Here is a 16,932-nt window from a genome sequence, read left to right as displayed (position 1 = left end):
CGGCGCTCCTGAAAGGGCGCCGGCCTTTTCGTACCGGCGCCCCGAAAAAAGGAGCCCCTTTAGGGGGCTCGGGCGCCAGGCCTCGCAAGGGGCGTTGACAGCCCCTAGGCGCCGCCCCCACTTTCCGCGTCCTTTAAGCGGCCCGGACGCTGGGCCGACCGCAGCGGAACGCCAGAACCCCCCACGCATGAACCTCGTCGTCGTCGAGAGCCCGGCCAAGGCCAAGACCATCAACAAGTACCTCGGCTCGGACTACAAGGTCCTGGCGAGCGTCGGCCATGTCCGCGATCTGGTGGAGAAGGACGGCTCCGTCCGCCCCGACGAAGACTTCGCCATGACCTGGGAAGTGGGCGCGCGCTCGACCAAGCCGCTGAACGAGATCATCGCGGCGGCCAAGGGCGCCGACAAGATCATCCTGGCCACCGACCCCGACCGCGAAGGCGAAGCGATCTCCTGGCACGTGCTGGAGGTGCTGCAGAAGAAGAAGGTCATCAAGGGCCAGACGATCCAGCGGGTGGTGTTCAACGCCATCACCAAGTCCGCCGTGACCGAGGCCATGCTGGCGCCGCGCGACATCGACATGGAGCTGGTGGACGCCTACCTGGCCCGCCGCGCGCTGGATTATCTCGTCGGCTTCACGCTCTCGCCGGTGCTGTGGCGCAAGCTGCCGGGCTCGCGTTCGGCCGGCCGCGTGCAGTCGGTGGCCCTGCGTCTGGTGGTGGACCGCGAGATCGAGATCGAGCTGTTCAAGACCCAGGAATACTGGACCGTCGAGGCCGACGTCTCGGCCGGCGGCGACCCCTTCCTGGCGCGCCTGACCAAGCATGAGGGCAAGCGCCTCACCAAGTTCGACCTGGCCAACGAGACCTCGGCCTTCGCGGCGCGAGATGCGGTCAAGGCCGCGACCCTGACCATCGCCGCGGTCGAGAAGCGCCCGGCCAAGCGTTCGCCGCCGCCGCCCTTCACCACGTCCACCCTGCAGCAGGAAGCCTCGCGCAAGCTGGGCTTCAACGCGCAGCGCACCATGCAGGCGGCGCAGCGGCTCTACGAGGGCGTCGACATCGGCGGCGAGACCGTCGGCCTGATCACCTACATGCGGACCGACGGCGTGCAGACCGCACCCGAGGCGCTGGACGAGGCGCGCGGCGTGATCGGCGGCCTCTACGGCCGCGAGTATGTTCCGGAGAAGCCGCGGTTCTACTCCACCAAGGCGAAGAACGCCCAGGAGGCCCACGAGGCGATCCGCCCGACCAGCCTGGCGCGTAATCCGGGCAAGCTGCGGCTCGATCCCGACCTCGGCCGGCTCTACGAGCTGATCTGGAAGCGGATGATCGCCTCGCAGATGGAGAGCGCGCGCATCGAGCGCACCACCATCGACCTGGAGTCCAGCGATGGGAAGACGGCGCTGCGCGCCTCCGGCGACGTGACCCTCTTCGATGGCTATCTGGCCGTCTACGAGGAAGGCCGCGACGACCCCGAGGACGAAGCGGTCTCCAAGCTGCCGCAGGTGACGCAAGGCGCGGCCGCCAAGGTCGCCGCCGCCCGCGCTGACCAGCACTTCACCGAGCCGCCGCCGCGCTACTCGGAAGCCAGCCTGGTCAAGAAGATGGAGGAGCTCGGCATCGGGCGGCCTTCCACCTACGCCTCGGTCCTGACCGTGCTGCGCGACCGCGAATATGTGCGGATGGACAAGAACCGGTTCATTCCGGAGGACAAGGGACGCCTCGTCACCATCTTCCTGGAGGAGTTTTTCCTCCGCTACGTGGAGTACGACTTCACCGCGGCGCTGGAAGAGAAGCTCGACCTGGTCTCCGCCGGCGAACTCGACTGGAAAGTGCTGCTCCGCGAATTCTGGACCGACTTCTTCCCGAAGACCGAGGAAGTGCTGAAGGTCTCCACCCGCGAGGTGCTGGACGCGCTGGACGGGACGCTGGCGCCCTTCCTCTATCCGCCCAAGGCCGACGGCTCCGACCCGCGCACCTGCCCGACCTGCGGCGCCGGCCGGCTCAGCCTGAAGACCAGCCGGTTCGGGCCCTTCGTCGGCTGCTCGAACTATCCGGAATGCCGCTACACCCGCCCGATCTCGGAGGCCGAGGACGGAGACAGCCCCTCCGGCGACCGCGAACTGGGCGTCGATCCGGACACCGGCCTGACCGTGTTCCTGAAATCCGGCCGCTTCGGCGCCTACGTCCAGCTTGGCGAGGGCGAAAAGCCCAAGCGGTCCAGCCTGCCCAAGGGCTGGTCGGCGCCGGACATGGACCTGGAGAAGGGCCTGCGCCTGCTGCGCCTGCCGCGCGAGGTGGGGCTGCATCCGGAGGACAACCAGCCGATCCTGGCCGGCATCGGCCGCTTCGGACCCTTCGTGCTGCACGCTGGAACCTACGCCAATCTGTCGGGCGCTGACGAGGTGTTCGAGGTGGGCCTGAACCGCGCCGTGACCCTACTCGCCGAAAAGCGCGCCGGCGGCCGCAACGGACGCGGCGAGACCGCCGCGCTGAAGGACCTGGGCGCGCACCCGGCCGACGGCGCGCCGGTCAAGGTGCTGTCGGGCCGCTACGGCCCCTACATCAAGCACGGCGCGACCAACGCCAACGTGCCCCGCGGCACGGATCCGCAGAACGTGACCTTGGAACAGGCGGTCCTACTGCTGGCCGAGCGCGCGGCCAAGGGTGGCGGCAAGAAGCCGGCCCGCGGGGCGAAGGCGAAAGCGGCGCCCAAGACTGCCGCCGCGAAGAAGGCTCCGGCCAAGAAGACGGCGGCCAAGAAGAAGCCGGCAGCGAAGAAGAAGGCTTCGGCCTAGCCCCTCACCGGCCGTCCCGGCGAACGCCGGGACCCATTCGGGCTTGCGGACAGCCCTGGCCTTGGTCTCTATCGAACTTCAGCTTGGGTCCCGGCCTTCGCCGGGACGTTCGGGGTTTTGGGATGCCCGTCGCTACCGCCAACGGACTGGACATCCACTACGAACGCGCCGGCGCCGGTCCGCCGCTGCTGTTCATCTCCGGCACCGGCGGCGATCTGAGGGTGAAGCCGAACGTCTTCGACGGGCCGTTGGCGAAGAGCTTCGACCTGCTGGCCTACGACCAGCGCGGCCTCGGTCAGACCGGAAAGCCGGATGTTCCCTATTCCATGGCCGACTACGCCGACGACGCCGCGGCGCTGATGGCCGACCAGGGATGGGACCAGGCCCTGGTGGTCGGCGTCTCGTTCGGCGGCATGGTGGCCCAGGAGCTGGCGCTTCGGCATCCGGGCCGCGTGAAACGCCTTGTGCTGGCCTGCACCTCGCCGGGAGGGGCCGGCGGCGCGTCCTTCCCGTTCCACGAGATCGAGCATCTGAAGGGCGAGGCCCGCGCCAAGCACATGATCCCGATCAGCGACACGCGCCGCGACGACGCCTGGGCTGCGGCGCACTCGGACCAGTACGCCCTCTTCGTCGCCATGGGCGCCGCGGCCCCCTATGCGGACGAGCCCGGCCACGCCATGGGGGCCCACCGCCAGTTGGCCGCCCGCGCCGCCCACGATACCTGGGACCGACTACCGCAGATCGCCTGTCCGACGATGATCGCGGCCGGCCGCTATGACGGCATCGCCCTCCCTGCCACCCAGGAGAAGATGGCGAGCCGTATCCCCGGCGCGGCGCTGCAATTCTTCGACGGCGGCCACCTGTTCATCATCCAGGACCGAACCGCCGTCCCTGCCATGACGGCCTTCCTGACGGGAGGCTGACCGCGTCAGGGGTGCAATCTTAACCCCGAGCGCCTATATGAGCGTTGCGCATCGCTGGCCGACCGGCCGCGACGACCGCCCTGCTCCCAAAATGCCTCTTTCACTCAAAGGCGATGGGAGCCGCGCAGGGGTTCGCGCGCCCCATTCCAATCCTCAAGACCGCCTACGAAAGGTGCTAAGCACCCCTTATGCCTAAGACTCGCGCCCCCAAGGGCTCACGTTTCCAAACCAAGCCCGCGGGCCCCGCCGCGGCCAAACCAGCCGTCAAGGCGCCCGCCAAGACCGCACCCCGCCCGCAACGCGGCATCTCCGACCGCGACACCCTACTGAAATACATCCGCGAAGGCGGCGAGACCGATAAGGCGACGCTGGCCAAGGTCTTCGGCCTGAAGGGCGAGGAGCGTCGCGCCTTGCGCCAGATGCTGCAGACCCTGCAGGAGGACGGCGCCCTGGCCAAGCGCGGCCGCCGCGGCTTCGCCGAAGTAGGCGCCCTGCCCGAGGTCGGCGTCGTCGACGTCATCGAGCGCGACGCGGACGGCGAACTCTACGTCAAGCTCACCAAGGGCGAGGATGCCCCGCTGGTGGTCCTGGCCGCCAGCCGCAAGGATGACGTAGGCCCGGCGCCAGGCATCGGCGACCGCCTGCTGGTCCGTTTCGTGAAGCTGGAGAACGGCACGAGCGAGGCCCGCCTGATCAAGGCCCTGGGCGCCGGCGGCCAGCGCATCCTGGGCGTCATCCGCAAGAGCCACCGCGAAGTGCGTGTCGAGCCGGTGGACCGCCGCTCCAAGGACAGCCTGCTGCTCACCGATCCGCAGGCGCAGACCTTACGCGACGGCGACCTGGTGCTGGCCCAGGCGACGACGGCCGAGACCCGCTACGGCCCCAAGCGCGGCAAGCTGCTGGAGGTGATCGGCCGCGAGGACGAGCCGCGCTCGGCCTCCCTGCTGGCGATCTACGCCCACGGCATCCCCACCGGCTTCTCAGCCGCCGCCGAGGCCGAAGCCGAGGCCGCCCAACCGCCGACCCTGGCCGGCCGCGAAGACCTGCGCGACGTCCCCTTCATCACCATCGACCCGGCTGACGCCCGCGACCACGACGACGCGGTCTATGCCCAGCCGGACGACGACCCGAAGAACCCCGGCGGCTGGATCGTCTGGGTGGCCATCGCCGACGTGGCCGCCTATGTGCGGCCGAACTCCGCCCTCGACGAGACGGCGCGGGAGAAGGCCAACAGCGTCTACTTCCCCGACCGCGTGGAACCCATGCTGCCGGAGGTGCTGTCCAACGGACTGTGCAGCCTTCGCGAGGGCGAGAACCGCGCCTGCATGGCCGTGCGCATGGTCTTCGGCGCCGACGGCCGCAAGCGGTCCCACAAGTTCGTCCGCGGCCTGATGCGCTCGGCCGCCAAGCTCTCCTACGAACAGGCCCAGGCCTGCGCCGACGGCCGGCCGGACGACAAGACCGGCCCGATCGCCAAGTCGATCATCCAGCCGCTCTACGCCGCCTATGCGGTGCTGAAGAAGGGCCGCGACATCCGCTCGCCGCTGGCCATCGAGAGCGCCGAGCGGCGCATCGTCATCAACCGCGAGGGCGAGGTCGCCTCGATCACCCCGCGCGCCGGTCTCGAAGCCCACAAGTTGATCGAGGAGATGATGATCCAGGCCAACGTCTCGGCCGCCGAGACCCTGGAAGCCAAGAAGATCCCGCTGATCTACCGCATCCACGACACGCCGAGCGCCGAGAAGGTCCAGGCCCTGGTGGACTTCCTGCAGACGCTGGACATCGCTTGGTCCAAGGGCGAGGCGCCCCGCACCGACCGGTTCAACAAGCTGCTGGACGAGACCCGCAGCACGCCGAACGGCGATATCATCAACGAGGTCGTCCTACGCACCCAGATGCAGGCGATCTATTCGACGGAGAACATCGGCCACTTCGGCCTGAACCTCGCCAAGTACGCCCACTTCACCTCGCCGATCCGCCGCTACGCCGACCTGATCGTCCACCGGGGTCTGATCACGGCGCTCGGCCTGGGTTCCGACGGCCTCTCGGACCGCGACATCCAGAAGATGAAGGACACCGCCGAGAGCATCACCTTCGCCGAGCGCCGGGCCATGGCCGCCGAGCGCGACGCGACGGACCGCTATGTGGCGGCGTTCCTGGCCGACCGGGTGGGCGCAGAGTTCCCCGGCCGGATCACCGGCGTCACCCGCTTTGGCCTGTTCGTGCGGCTGGACGAGACCGGTGCGGACGGCCTCGTGCCGGTCTCGAAACTGGGCGGCGAATATTTCGTCCACGACGACCGCTCCCACGCCCTGGTGGGCGAGCGGAGCGGGGCGCGCTGGCCGCTGGGCATGAACGTCAGCGTGAAGCTGGTCGAGGCGACGCCGATCACCGGCGGCCTGCTGTTCGAGATGCTCAGCGAACCGGCCGCGCCGGACCCCACCGCGCCACGGCCACGGTTGGGCATGCGGGCGCGCAACGACAATCGTCCCGGGAGCGGCGGCCCCAAGCCGCCGGGCGGCTTCAGGGGCCCGAAGCGCGGGCCTCAAGGCCGGCCGAAGAACATCCGCACCGGCAAGAAGGGCGGACCCCGGCGTTAGGCGGCTCCGGCCACGGCCGGCTTCGGCTGCACGAACCGCGCATAGAGGAGGATCTGCACCGGGATCAGCACGAAGCTGAACTGCGATAGGTGCAGATGCCCCATGAACAACAGGGCGATGCCGAGCCCGAAGGCGATCCCAGGGCTTATGGCGCGCGCGGCCCGGTAGAGGCGTTCGCGCCCGGAAATGCCGCCCATAAGCCGGCCGCCGTCCCGCGAGACCGCCAGGACCAGGGCCAGGTTGCCCAGCGAACTCGCCACCATGATCCCGCAGTACATGCCCCACGGGAACGGCGCGTTGAGGTCGCGTCCCCACCAGGCGGTAGCGAACGGGATCAGGCAGACCGGGAACATGAAGACCAGATTGGCCACCGCCGTCAGCCAGTCGAAATGGCGCAGGCGGCGTGTGGTCGCCAGGTGAGCGATCCAGAACACCCCGATCACCACGAAGCTCATCACCAGCGCGAATAAGTGGCTGGCCATGCTCTGCAGCGCCTCGCCATTGCCCGCCAGGCTGGCGAAGGCCGGCGGCCTGAGGTCGAGGATCATCAGGGTCATCACGATGGCGAACACCGCGTCGGTGAAGAAGATCACCCGGTTCAGCAGCCGCTCGTCCACAGTCTCGTGCTTGGTGACGTTGCTGTCGCCGTTGTCGGTCATGCTGTCCCCCAGCCTCGCCGAGGCATGATGGCGCGACCGCGGACTTCCGCAAGGGCGCCCTTCCCTCGGCGCCACGACGGGCCATACAGTTGTTTGATGAGTGAAACCGAGACCGTCTTCCGCAAGCCCGAGGGTCCGCCACGGGTCCCCGGCGCCCGCGCCGTTCGGCCGAAGAACGCCGCCACCGTTCTGATTATTCGCAGGGACGCCAAGAAGCCGCGCGTGCTGATGGGCAAGCGCCACGCCGGCCACAGCTTCATGCCCGACCGCTGGGTGTTCCCGGGTGGGCGGATCGATCGGTCCGACTATCGCGCGCCTGCCGCCACAGAGATGAGGCCGGAGGTCGCCGCCCTGTTCGACGCCTACCTGCCGGCCGGGCGCGGCCGGGCGCTCGCGGCGGCGGCGGTGCGCGAGACCTGGGAGGAGACCGGTCTGTTGCTGGCCCAGCCCGCGCCTGTGCGCCCCGCCGTCGGCCCCTGGCGCGACTTCACAGCCCAGGGCGCGCTGGCCGACCTCGGGGCCGTGGACGTGATCGCCCGCGCCATCACTCCGCCCAGCGTCGGCAAGCGCTTCGACACCTGGTTCCTGCTGGCCGACGCCGAACGGCTGATGAGCTTCGACCGCCAGGCCGACTGCGGCGAACTGGAGGAGATCGCCTGGGTCGACTTCGACGAGGCGCAGACCCTGCCGCTGCCGACCGTCACCCGGATGATGCTGAAAGAAGCCGTATTGCGAATGGACGACCCCAGCCGGCCCAAGCCTTTCATGCGCTTCCGCCAGGGGGCGATGCGACCGGATCAGCTCTAGACAGCCAACCGCATTGACTTTGCGCCGCGGATTCGTATTTTCCGCGGCTCTTCGAACACCCGCCGTTGGCCCCTTCTTCAAGAATGGCCGTCCGGCCCCGCCCAAGGACACGCCATGGCGAAGCCCGCCTCCATCAAGATCCGCCTGAATTCCTCGGCGGACACCGGCTTCTTCTACGTCACTAAGAAGAACGCCCGCACCAAGACCGACAAGCTGGTCATGAAGAAGTACGACCCCGTCGTGCGCAAGCACGTCGAGTTCAAGGAAGGCAAGATCAAGTAGCCCCCACAAGCTCCTGATTAAGCTTCATGAAACGCCCGGCTCCGGCCGGGCGTTTTGCGTTAGGCTTGACGAGCGCCGCGGCCGGCGCGACCCTATCGGCCTCAACAACCCGCGCCTTGCGGGTGTTCGCGGGGTACCGCCCTGCGGGGAGCCCTTGGATGGCTACGGCCGTCCAAGGGCTCCCCGCAGGGCGTTTCCTTTTCAGGAGCCTTCGATGAAGGACACCCGCGAGCTCTTCACCGCCGCCCAGGCTGAAACCTACGCCCGCGACGGCGTCGTGCGGCTGCCGGGTGCGATTCCCATCCCAGACGTCGAGGCGATGGCCGCCGCGCTGAGACGCAAGCTAGCCGCCCACCCGCAACGGACGGCTCGTCCGTCCAAGCTCTCCTCAAGGACCGGCGAATTCGACGCGATGGCGAGCCCGGCGGTGCGGGCCGTGCTGGACGTCCTGTTGGGCCAGTGGGAGGAGCCCGCGCATTGGGGCCTGCCGCTGGTCAGCTTCCATACCGGCGAGGTGGCCTGGGATGTCCCGCGCGAGCATTGGCACATCGACCTGGGCGCGAGACCCGGCGATCTCCGCCTGGCGCGGCTCTTCGCGATCCTGGCGCCTTCGCGGCCGGGCGGCGGCGGCACGGGCTATGTGGCGGGCTCTCACCGGCTGTTCGAGGCGCTGTTCGAGGAGACCGGCGGCGCCCTGCCCTCGGCCCAGGCGCGCCAGCGGCTGGAGGCGGGATCGCCGTGGTTCGCCGCCCTGACCTCGCGCCGCGACGAGGGCGAGCGCATCCGGCGCTTCATGGAGGCGGGCAGCGAGGTCGATGGCGTCAGGGTGCGCGTCTGCGAGATGCTCGGCGAGCCGGGCGACGTGATCGTGATGCACCCACTGATGCTGCATGCGCCCACGCCGAACGTGCTTGCGACGCCCCGCATGATGCTGACCCAGTTTGTGTACGGGCGAGCCTAGGCGGCCTTTGCGATGACCCGGTTTCGGCCGTGCGCCTTCGCCTCGTACATGGCGTCGTCGGCGCGCTTGATCAGCTTGGCCGGGTCGTCGGTGGGCAGGCTGGCGGCCACGCCGATGGAGATGGTGACGGTCAGCAGCTCCCCGCCGTCCAAGACCCGGAAGGGCGAACCGGCGACGTGCAGGCGGATGCGCTCGGCGATGCGATGGGCGTCAGCCAATTCGGTTTCCGGCATCACCACCACGAATTCCTCGCCGCCGAAGCGGACCGGAAGGTCGATGGCGCGGACGTTGGAGGCCAGGCGCACGGCGAACTCGCGCAATACCTCGTCGCCCACTCCGTGGCCGAAGCTGTCGTTGATCTTCTTGAAGTGGTCGATGTCGATCACCAGCAGGGCCACCGGCTCGCCGCCGCCCACCACCGCGCGGCGCACCAGCGCGTCGAGCTGGGTTTCCATGTAGCGACGGTTGTGCAGGCCGGTGAGCTGGTCGGTGACCGCCAGTTCCAGCGATAGGTCGAGGTTCTCGCGCAGATAGTCGGTGTAGCGCTTGCGGCGGATCTGGGTCTTCACCCGCGCGGCCATCTCCTGCGGGTCGATCGGGCGCGGCAGGACGTCGTTGACGCCGATCTCCAGGGCCTTCACCAGGCGCGGACGCTCGTCGAAGTCGACGATGGCCAGGATCGGCAGGTTGCGGGTCACCTCGTCGGAGCGGATCTGTGCGGCGAAGCGCAGGCCGTCGAAGCTCTTGGCCGCGGCGTTGACGATGATCAGGTCCACCGGACCGCGGGCGGCCAGCAAGGCGGTCTCCGGGCCGATCTCGATGATCGGGCGATGCTCGATGGCGAGTTCGGCGCAAACCCGCTCGGCCTGACGGGCATGGTCGTCGACGATCAGGATGCGCCCGCCCGTGCCGCCGAGGCGCGAGGCGACGCCGGCGATCACGCCCATGCGCCGGCCGGAGGCCTCGCGCTGCCGCAGTTCGTCGATCACCGACTTTAGGCGGGTCAGGCTGCGCACGCGGGCGAACAGCAGGACATCATCGATGGGCTTGGTCAGGAAGTCGTCGGCGCCGGCTTCCAGCCCCGCCACGCGGTCGGAGCGGCCATCCAGCGCCGTCAGCAGCACCACCGGGATGTGACGGGTCTCAAGGTCGTCCTTCAGGCGGCGGCAGACGGAAAAGCCGTCCATGCCGGGCATCATCACGTCCAGCAGCACGATGTCGGGCTTCTCGGCGGCGGCGATCGCCAGCGCCGTGGGGCCGTCGGGCGCGGTCAGCACCTCGTAGTACTCGGCCTCAAGCTTCGCCTGCAGCAGGCGGATATTGGCCTCGATATCGTCAACCACCAGGATACGCGCGGTCATGGCTCAGCCCATCAGGCGCTTGATGGTGTCGAGGAAATGCACGACCGAGATCGGCTTGGAGATATAGGCCTCGCAGCCGCCCTCCCGGATCCGCTCCTCGTCGCCCTTTGGCGAAAGCCGTGACGGCGACCACGGGGATCCAGGCCAGTTCCTCGTCTTCCTTCAGCCACTTGGTGACCTCGAGGCCCGAGATCTCCGGCAGCTGGATGTCCATCAGGATGAGGTCCGGGCGGTGCTCACGCGCCAGCGCCAACGCCTGGAGGCCCTCGCGGGTCTGCAGCGTCTCGTAGCCCTGGGCATCGAGCAGATCATGAAACAGCTTCATGTTCAGCTCGTTATCCTCGACGATGAGGACCTTCTTGGCCATTTAGGACCCGGCTCTGTTTTCGTGGCTGCCGCGAAACGCGGAATTCCCCACCCTCATGTGTACATCCCATGGATATCCTTAAACTTCGTTAGCCTAGGGAGATGCGGTGGTTGAGGTTCCCTCCCCGCCGGGCGCGCCGACCCTCGAAAGCCTCGGCCTGACTCGGGATCGCCCCCTGGTGATCGTCGACGTGGACGAGGTGTTAGGCCTGTTCATGAAGGGCTTCGGCGCCTTCGTGGCCGAGCGGGGCTATGAGCTGCGGTTCGAGCGATTCGCGCTGTTCCAGAACCTGTTCCGGCCGGGCGCGACCGAACATCTCGACATCGCCGAGGGGCGCCGGCTGTTCGATGAATTCTTCCGGACGGGCTGCGGCGAGATCGAACCGGCGCCGGGCGCGGTGGAGGCGCTGCGCAAGCTGCGGCCCCGGGCAGAGCTGCTGATCCTGTCCAACGCTCCCGCCGACGCCGAACGGCTGCGCGGCGAATGGCTGAAGCGGCACGGCCTGCCGCGCGCGCTGATCCTCTCCAGCGGGCCCAAGGGGCCGATCACCGCCGGGCTGGTGGCGCAGACCCGCGCCAAGAGCGCCTTCATCGACGACCTGCTGCCCAATCTCGACTCGGTCGCAGAGCATTCGCCGCGCACCGCGACCTTCCAGCACGTGGCGGACCTGCGCCTTCGCCCGCTCGCGCCGCGCTCAGACCGTCACCCGCGCATCGACGACTGGGCCGAGCTCGGCGAGGCGATCGAGGCGTCGATCAGCTGAGCGCCTGCTCAAGGTCGGCGATCAGGTCGTCGACGTTCTCGACGCCGACGGAGAGGCGCACCAGGGCGTCGGAGATGCCCAGTTCTTTGCGCACGTGCGGCGGGATCGAGGCGTGGGTCATGATCGCGGGATGCTCGATCAGGCTTTCGACGCCGCCCAGGCTCTCGGCCAGGGTGAAGAGCTCGGTCCGCTCCAGCATGCGCCTGGCCGCTGACAGGTCGCCCTTGAGGATCACGGTGATCATGCCGCCGAAGCCGTGCATCTGGCGCGTGGCGAGCTCATGCTGCGGATGGCTCGCGAGGCCCGGGTAGATCACCGTCTCAATCGCCGGGTGCCCCTCCAGCCGCTCGGCGATGGCGGCGGCGTTGGAACAGTGGCGCTCCATGCGCAGCGCCAGGGTCTTCACCCCGCGCAGGGCCAGGAAGCTGTCGAACGGGCTGGCGATCGAGCCGACGGCGTTCTGCAGGAAGGTCATGCGGTCGGCGACCTCGCCTTCCGCGCCGGCCACCACGATGCCGCCCACCACGTCGGAGTGGCCGTTCAGGTATTTGGTGGTCGAGTGCATGACCAGGTCGAAGCCGTGCTCCAGCGGCCGCTGGCAATAGGGGCTGGCGAAGGTGTTGTCGGCCGCGATCATCACGCCATGTTTCTTGGCCAGCGCGGCCAGCGCGTCGAGGTCGGCCAGGCGCAGCATGGGGTTGGTCGGCGTCTCGACCCAGATCAGCCGCGTCTTCGGCCCGATGGCGGCCTCGACAGCGGCAGTGTCGGCCAGATCGACGAAGCTGAAGGTCAGACCTGCGGACTTGCGGCGCACCTTGTCGAACAGGCGGAAGGAGCCGCCGTAGAGGTCGGACGAGGCGATGACGTGGTCGCCGGCTTCCAGCATGTCGAGGATCGTGGCGATGGCCGCCAGGCCCGAGGAGAAGGCGTAGCCTTTCACGCCGCTTTCCAGGTCCGCCACGCAGCGTTCGAAGGCGAAACGGGTCGGGTTCTGGCTGCGGGAGTATTCGAAGCCCTTGTGCACGCCCGGGCTCTCCTGGGCGTAGGTCGAGGTGGCGTAGATCGGCACCATCACCGCCCCGGTCGTGGGGTCCGGATGCTGGCCGGCGTGGATGGCGCGCGTTTCGAACGCCAGCCGATTGGAACCGTCGGTCATGAGGTCTCCGGTCTCGCTGCGAGGCGCGTCAGGCGCGGCGCAAATGGTTGATCAGGTCGACGCGGGTGATCAGGCCCAGGAACTCTCGACCATCGAGGACGATGGCCACCTCGTCGCGCTCGAAGATGGGGATCAGCGCGTCTAGCGGCTCGTTGGCCTGCAGGGTGTTGAGCTTGGCGACCATGGCGGTGGCCACGGAGTCGCCGAACCGCTCCGGCCCGCCCTCGACAGCCGCCAGCAGGTCGCTCTCGTCCAGGAGGCCGATCAGCCGCCCGTCGTCCAGCACCGGGAGCTGGCTGACATCGGCGGTGCGCATGCGCTTGTAGGCGGTGTCCAGGGTGTCGTCGGGCCCCACGGTCTCGGCCCCGCCCAGCTGAGCATTGCGGGCGACGAGGTCGCGGAGCGCGCCGGTGATCGGCCGGTCGGTCAGGCCCTGGTCGGCCAGCCAATGGTCGTTGAAGACCTTCGAGAGGTACTTGTTGCCGCTGTCGCAGACGAAGGTCGCCACCCGTTTGGGCGTGGTCTGGGCCTGGCAGTAGCGCAAGGCGGCAGCCAGCAGGGTGCCCGACGACGACCCGCCGAGGACCCCGGCCTTGGACAGCAGGTCGCGGGCGGCGTTGACGCTCTCGCGGTCGGTGACGGCGAAGGCGTTGCCCTTCCTGACCAGCGACAGGTCGCAATTGTCGGGGACGAAGTCCTCGCCGATGCCCTCGACGATCCAGGAGCCCGCCTCGACCGTCTCGCCCCGGTTGACCAGCGGCTCCAGCACCGAGCCCGCCGGGTCGGCCAGGACCATTTCGGTCTTGGGGCTGACCTTCTTGAAATAATGACCGAGGCCCGAGAGCGTGCCGCCGGAGCCGACGCCGACCACAATGGCGTCCACGTCGCCGTCGAGCTGTTCGAAAAGCTCCGGGCCGGTGGTGGTCTCATGGGCCTTGGGGTTCGCCGGGTTGGAGAACTGGTTCATGTAGACCGCGCCAGGCATGGCGGCGGCCAGGCGCTGGGCGATGTCTTGGTAGTAGTCCGGGTGGCCCTTGCCGACGTCGCTGCGGGTGATGCGCACGTCGACGCCCAGGCCGCGAAGGTGCTGGATTTTCTCGCGGGCCATCTTGTCTGGCACCACCAGCACCAGGCTGTAGCCCTTCAGGATGCCGACCTGAGCCAGACCGAGGCCGGTGTTGCCGGCGGTGGCTTCGATGATCGTCCCGCCGGGCTTCAGCCGGCCATCGGCCTCAGCGGCTTCGATCATGGTGCGCGCGATGCGGTCCTTGATGGACCCGCCGGGATTGGCGCTCTCCAGCTTGGTGAACAGGCGGCAGGGGCCGCAGTCGAACATGCCGGTCAGCTCCAGCACCGGCGTGCGGCCGATCAGGTCCAGCGCCGAGGTCACCGGGGCGGGCGCATGGGTGTCGGGCGTGGAGGTCTTGGCGGCGGGCATCATCGGAAACCGACTCCGTGCGAAGGGTCCATCACTACCCCACCTGGGCTCAACGCAACATCCTTGCGCTGAGATGCGGACGCCGGCGGCTATTGCTCACCCGGCCGGAGGTGCTAGGGCACGCCCATGTCCATCAACATCCAGATTTGGGTCGAAATCTCTCACCAGGCGTCGTTTCGCGCCGGCGGCTGGGCCTATGTGCTCAGCGAGGGCAGTTCACGGCTGGGCGCGGCCGGTGGGGATCGCAGCGTCACGGCCGAGCGGATAGCGCTCTCGGCCCTCGTCGCGGCCGTGACCGCCGCGCCGGCGGGCGCAATCGTCGAGGTCCGCAGTGCGAGCCCCGCGGTGCTGGCCGCCGCCAGGCGCCTAAGCCCTGGCGCGGAGTCGCCGGAGGAGGACCTCGACCTCTGGGCGCTGCTCTCCGCGGCCCTGGCGGCGCGCAAAGTGCGGTTCTCCGCCACGGCCAACGAGCCCCGCTCGCCCAGCGCCTTCGCGCTGGCCTGGGCGGAACTGGCCCGCGACAAGGGCAAGACCGCGCCGTTCAAGGCGGTGATCCCCAAGGCCAACCTGGCGAAGGCCGGCGTGCCGGCCTAGGAAGGAATCCGGCGGCTCGGCCTTAGGCGGCCCGGTCGCAAATCCGGTATACCACCGCCATGATCCGGATCGGCGTGGACTTCGGGGGAACCAAAATCGAGGCGGCGGCGCTGGACGCGCATGGCCGCTTCCAGGCTCGCGTGCGTGCGCTATCGCCGGGCAGTTACGAGGCCAGTCTGGAGACGGTGCGCGACCTGATCGCCGAGGCGGAACGGCAGGCGGGCGTCAGCGGGACCACCATCGGCGTGGGCATCCCCGGCTCGCCGTCGCCGGCCACCGGCCAGATCCGCAACGCCAACACCACGCACCTCAACGACAAGCCCTTGCAAGCCGATCTGGAGCGGGTCTTGGGGCGCCCGGTGCGCCTGGCCAATGACGCCAACTGCTTTGCCCTATCGGAGGCGACGGACGGCGCGGGCGCGGACTCCCACGTCGTGTTCGGGGTGATCATCGGCACCGGCTGCGGCGCGGGCGTGACGGTGGCGCGCCAGGTGCTGGCCGGCCACAACGGCATCGCCGGCGAGTGGGGCCACACACCCCTGCCCTGGCCGCGGCCCGACGAGCTGCCGGGACCCGGCTGCTTCTGCGGGCGGCTGAACTGCCTGGAGAACTGGATCAGCGGCCCCGGCTTCGCCCGGGCGCATGGGACGGATCGAAGCGCGCATCAGATCGTCGAGGCCGCGGCGCGCGGCGAACCGGCCGCCATGGCGTCGCTGGACGACTACATCGACCGTCTCGCCCGCGGCCTGGCAGTGATCGCCGACATCCTGGACCCGGATGTGATCGTGCTGGGCGGCGGGATGTCGAACGTCGAGGCGCTTTACCCTCGGCTGCCGGCCGCGATCGGCGGGTATACATTCAGCGACGTCTTCACGACGCCCGTCCGCAAAGCGCTGCACGGCGACTCCTCCGGCGTGCGGGGCGCGGCCTGGCTCTGGCCGCTCCCGTGAAGGCTTTCTGCCGCGACTGCTTCTGGCAGGGCGAGCAGGCCGTGCGGCGCTGTCTCGACTGCGCCTCGCCCCGTGTCGTGGCGCATCAGGAACTGGGCGACCTGGCCATCGCCCACATGGACTGCGACGCCTTCTACGCCTCGGTGGAGAAGCGTGACCGGCCGGAGCTGCGCGACCGCGCGGTGATCGTCGGCGGCGGCAAGCGGGGCGTGGTGACCACCTGCTGCTACATCGCCCGCATCAAGGGTGTGCGGTCCGCCATGCCGATGTTCAAGGCGCTGCAGCTCTGCCCCGAGGCCGTCGTCATCAAGCCGGACTTCAGCAAGTACCGGTTCGAGAGCAAGCGTATCTTAGGGCTGGCCGGCGAGCTGACGCCGCTGATCCAGAACCTGTCGCTGGACGAGGCCTGGATGGACCTGTCGGGCACCGCGCGGTTGCACAAGGCGCCGCCGGCCATCACGCTGGCCCGGCTGCAGGCGCGGATCGAGGCGGAGACCGGGCTCACCGTCTCCATCGGACTGTCGGCCAACAAGTTCCTGGCCAAGATCGCCTCTGAACTCGACAAGCCGCGCGGCTTTTCGGTGATCGGCGGGGCGGAGGCGCAGACGTTCCTGGCGCCCAGGCCGGTCCGGATCCTGCCCGGCGTCGGCCCGGCGATGGTGGCGAGCCTGGACAAGGCGGGCTTCCGGACCGTGGGCGACCTGGCCCGCGCGGATCTGAAGGTACTGGCCGAGCGGTTCGGCAGCCATGGCCTGCGCCTCTCGCGCCTGGCCCACGGCCAGGACAGCCGCCCGGTGAACCCCAGCGAAGAGCGCAAGGGGATCAGCGCCGAGACCACCTTCAACGAGGACCTCACAGCGCTTGGCGACCTGGAGGACGTGCTGGCCGAGCTCGCCGAGAGGGTGGCCCGCCACGCCCGCGCCGACGGCTTGGCCGGCCGGGTGGTGACCCTGAAGCTCAGGACCACCGACTTCCGCATCCACACGCGCCGTCGGACCATCCCGGTGCCGACCCAGACCGCCAAGACCCTGTTCAGCGTTGGGCGCGAATTGCTGGCCAAGGAGGCGACGGGCCGGCCCTACCGCCTGATCGGCATTGGCCTCGCCGAACTGATCGAAGCCGCGGCGGTGGAGGACGACTTCTTCGCCGGGGACGAGCGCCGCGCCTTGGCCGGCGAAAAGACCCTCGACGCCCTGCGCGCCCGCTTCGGCGCCGGCGCGGTGACCTCAGGGCGCATTTTTCGGGCAAAGGGCGTCACAAAACGCGACTGA

General features: G+C 69.1%; 14 protein-coding genes and 1 pseudogene. 10 read left to right on the top strand and 5 right to left on the bottom strand.

Annotated features, from left to right (window positions below; all coding sequences use genetic code 11):
* Positions 1-187 precede the first annotated feature (187 nt).
* From topA to rnr, 3 genes are all read left to right on the top strand, one after another.
* Positions 188-2,800, top strand: a complete 2,613-nt coding sequence (topA, locus tag VHS75_RS07055) for a type I DNA topoisomerase (protein WP_329637900.1) — start codon at positions 188-190, stop codon at positions 2,798-2,800.
* A 122-nt stretch (positions 2,801-2,922) separates the two neighbouring features.
* Entirely contained in the window at positions 2,923-3,723 is an 801-nt protein-coding gene (locus VHS75_RS07050) for an alpha/beta hydrolase (RefSeq protein WP_329637899.1), read from the top strand.
* A 188-nt stretch (positions 3,724-3,911) separates the two neighbouring features.
* A complete protein-coding gene (gene rnr, locus VHS75_RS07045; protein ID WP_329637898.1) occupies positions 3,912-6,323 on the top strand; it encodes a ribonuclease R in 2,412 nt (803 codons plus the stop codon).
* Here the strand turns inward: rnr and VHS75_RS07040 are convergent.
* A complete protein-coding gene (locus VHS75_RS07040; RefSeq protein ID WP_329637897.1) occupies positions 6,320-6,982 on the bottom strand; it encodes a TMEM175 family protein in 663 nt (220 codons plus the stop codon). The two genes, rnr and VHS75_RS07040, sit on opposite strands and share 4 nt — an antisense overlap.
* Positions 6,983-7,078: 96 nt before the next feature.
* Here VHS75_RS07040 and VHS75_RS07035 point away from each other — a divergent pair, with 96 nt between their 5' ends.
* The 3 genes from VHS75_RS07035 to VHS75_RS07025 all read left to right on the top strand — a co-directional run bounded on the left by VHS75_RS07035 (position 7,079) and on the right by VHS75_RS07025 (position 9,032).
* Positions 7,079-7,789: an NUDIX hydrolase gene (locus VHS75_RS07035; RefSeq protein WP_329637896.1), complete on the top strand. Its 711-nt coding sequence runs from the start codon at positions 7,079-7,081 to the stop codon at positions 7,787-7,789.
* Positions 7,790-7,903: 114 nt separating this feature from the next.
* Complete coding sequence (rpmG, locus tag VHS75_RS07030; protein ID WP_215340033.1) at positions 7,904-8,071, top strand: 50S ribosomal protein L33; 168 nt, start codon at positions 7,904-7,906, stop codon at positions 8,069-8,071.
* 214 nt (positions 8,072-8,285) lie between these two features.
* A complete protein-coding gene (locus tag VHS75_RS07025; RefSeq protein WP_329637895.1) occupies positions 8,286-9,032 on the top strand; it encodes a hypothetical protein in 747 nt (248 codons plus the stop codon).
* On the opposite strand, the gene VHS75_RS07020 is transcribed toward VHS75_RS07025, so the two are convergent.
* Positions 9,029-10,393: a PleD family two-component system response regulator gene (locus VHS75_RS07020; RefSeq protein ID WP_329637894.1), complete on the bottom strand. Its 1,365-nt coding sequence runs from the start codon at positions 10,391-10,393 to the stop codon at positions 9,029-9,031. The genes VHS75_RS07025 and VHS75_RS07020 overlap by 4 nt on opposite strands.
* Positions 10,394-10,396: 3 nt before the next feature.
* Positions 10,397-10,760: pseudogene (locus VHS75_RS07015) on the bottom strand (response regulator).
* A 106-nt stretch (positions 10,761-10,866) separates the two neighbouring features.
* Between VHS75_RS07015 and VHS75_RS07010 the strand changes: the two are divergent.
* Complete coding sequence (locus VHS75_RS07010; protein ID WP_329637893.1) at positions 10,867-11,523, top strand: hypothetical protein; 657 nt, start codon at positions 10,867-10,869, stop codon at positions 11,521-11,523.
* On the opposite strand, the gene VHS75_RS07005 is transcribed toward VHS75_RS07010, so the two are convergent.
* Both VHS75_RS07005 and VHS75_RS07000 read right to left on the bottom strand, forming a co-directional pair.
* Positions 11,516-12,679 carry a cystathionine gamma-synthase gene (locus VHS75_RS07005; protein WP_329637892.1) on the bottom strand — a complete coding sequence of 388 codons (1,164 nt, stop codon included), beginning with the start codon at positions 12,677-12,679 and terminating at the stop codon, positions 11,516-11,518. The genes VHS75_RS07010 and VHS75_RS07005 overlap by 8 nt on opposite strands.
* 28 nt (positions 12,680-12,707) lie before the next feature.
* Positions 12,708-14,120, bottom strand: coding sequence for a pyridoxal-phosphate dependent enzyme (locus VHS75_RS07000; protein WP_329637891.1), 1,413 nt, complete (start codon positions 14,118-14,120; stop codon positions 12,708-12,710).
* 123 nt (positions 14,121-14,243) lie between these two features.
* Between VHS75_RS07000 and VHS75_RS06995 the strand changes: the two genes are divergently transcribed.
* From VHS75_RS06995 to VHS75_RS06985, 3 genes are read left to right on the top strand one after another with little or no spacing between them, the layout of a single operon-like run.
* Complete coding sequence (locus VHS75_RS06995) at positions 14,244-14,711, top strand: hypothetical protein (protein WP_329637890.1); 468 nt, start codon at positions 14,244-14,246, stop codon at positions 14,709-14,711.
* Between the two features lie 59 nt (positions 14,712-14,770).
* On the top strand, positions 14,771-15,661 hold the full coding sequence (locus VHS75_RS06990) for an ROK family protein (RefSeq protein WP_329637889.1): 891 nt from the start codon (positions 14,771-14,773) through the stop codon (positions 15,659-15,661).
* Entirely contained in the window at positions 15,658-16,932 is a 1,275-nt protein-coding gene (locus VHS75_RS06985; RefSeq protein ID WP_329637888.1) for a DNA polymerase IV, read from the top strand. Before VHS75_RS06990 ends, VHS75_RS06985 begins: the two co-directional genes overlap by 4 nt.

This window comes from Phenylobacterium sp. (assembly GCF_036264965.1).
Classification (GTDB): domain Bacteria; phylum Pseudomonadota; class Alphaproteobacteria; order Caulobacterales; family Caulobacteraceae; genus Phenylobacterium.
The sequence above is the reverse complement of the archived record's forward strand: the minus strand, read 5'-3'. Positions and strand labels throughout refer to the sequence as shown.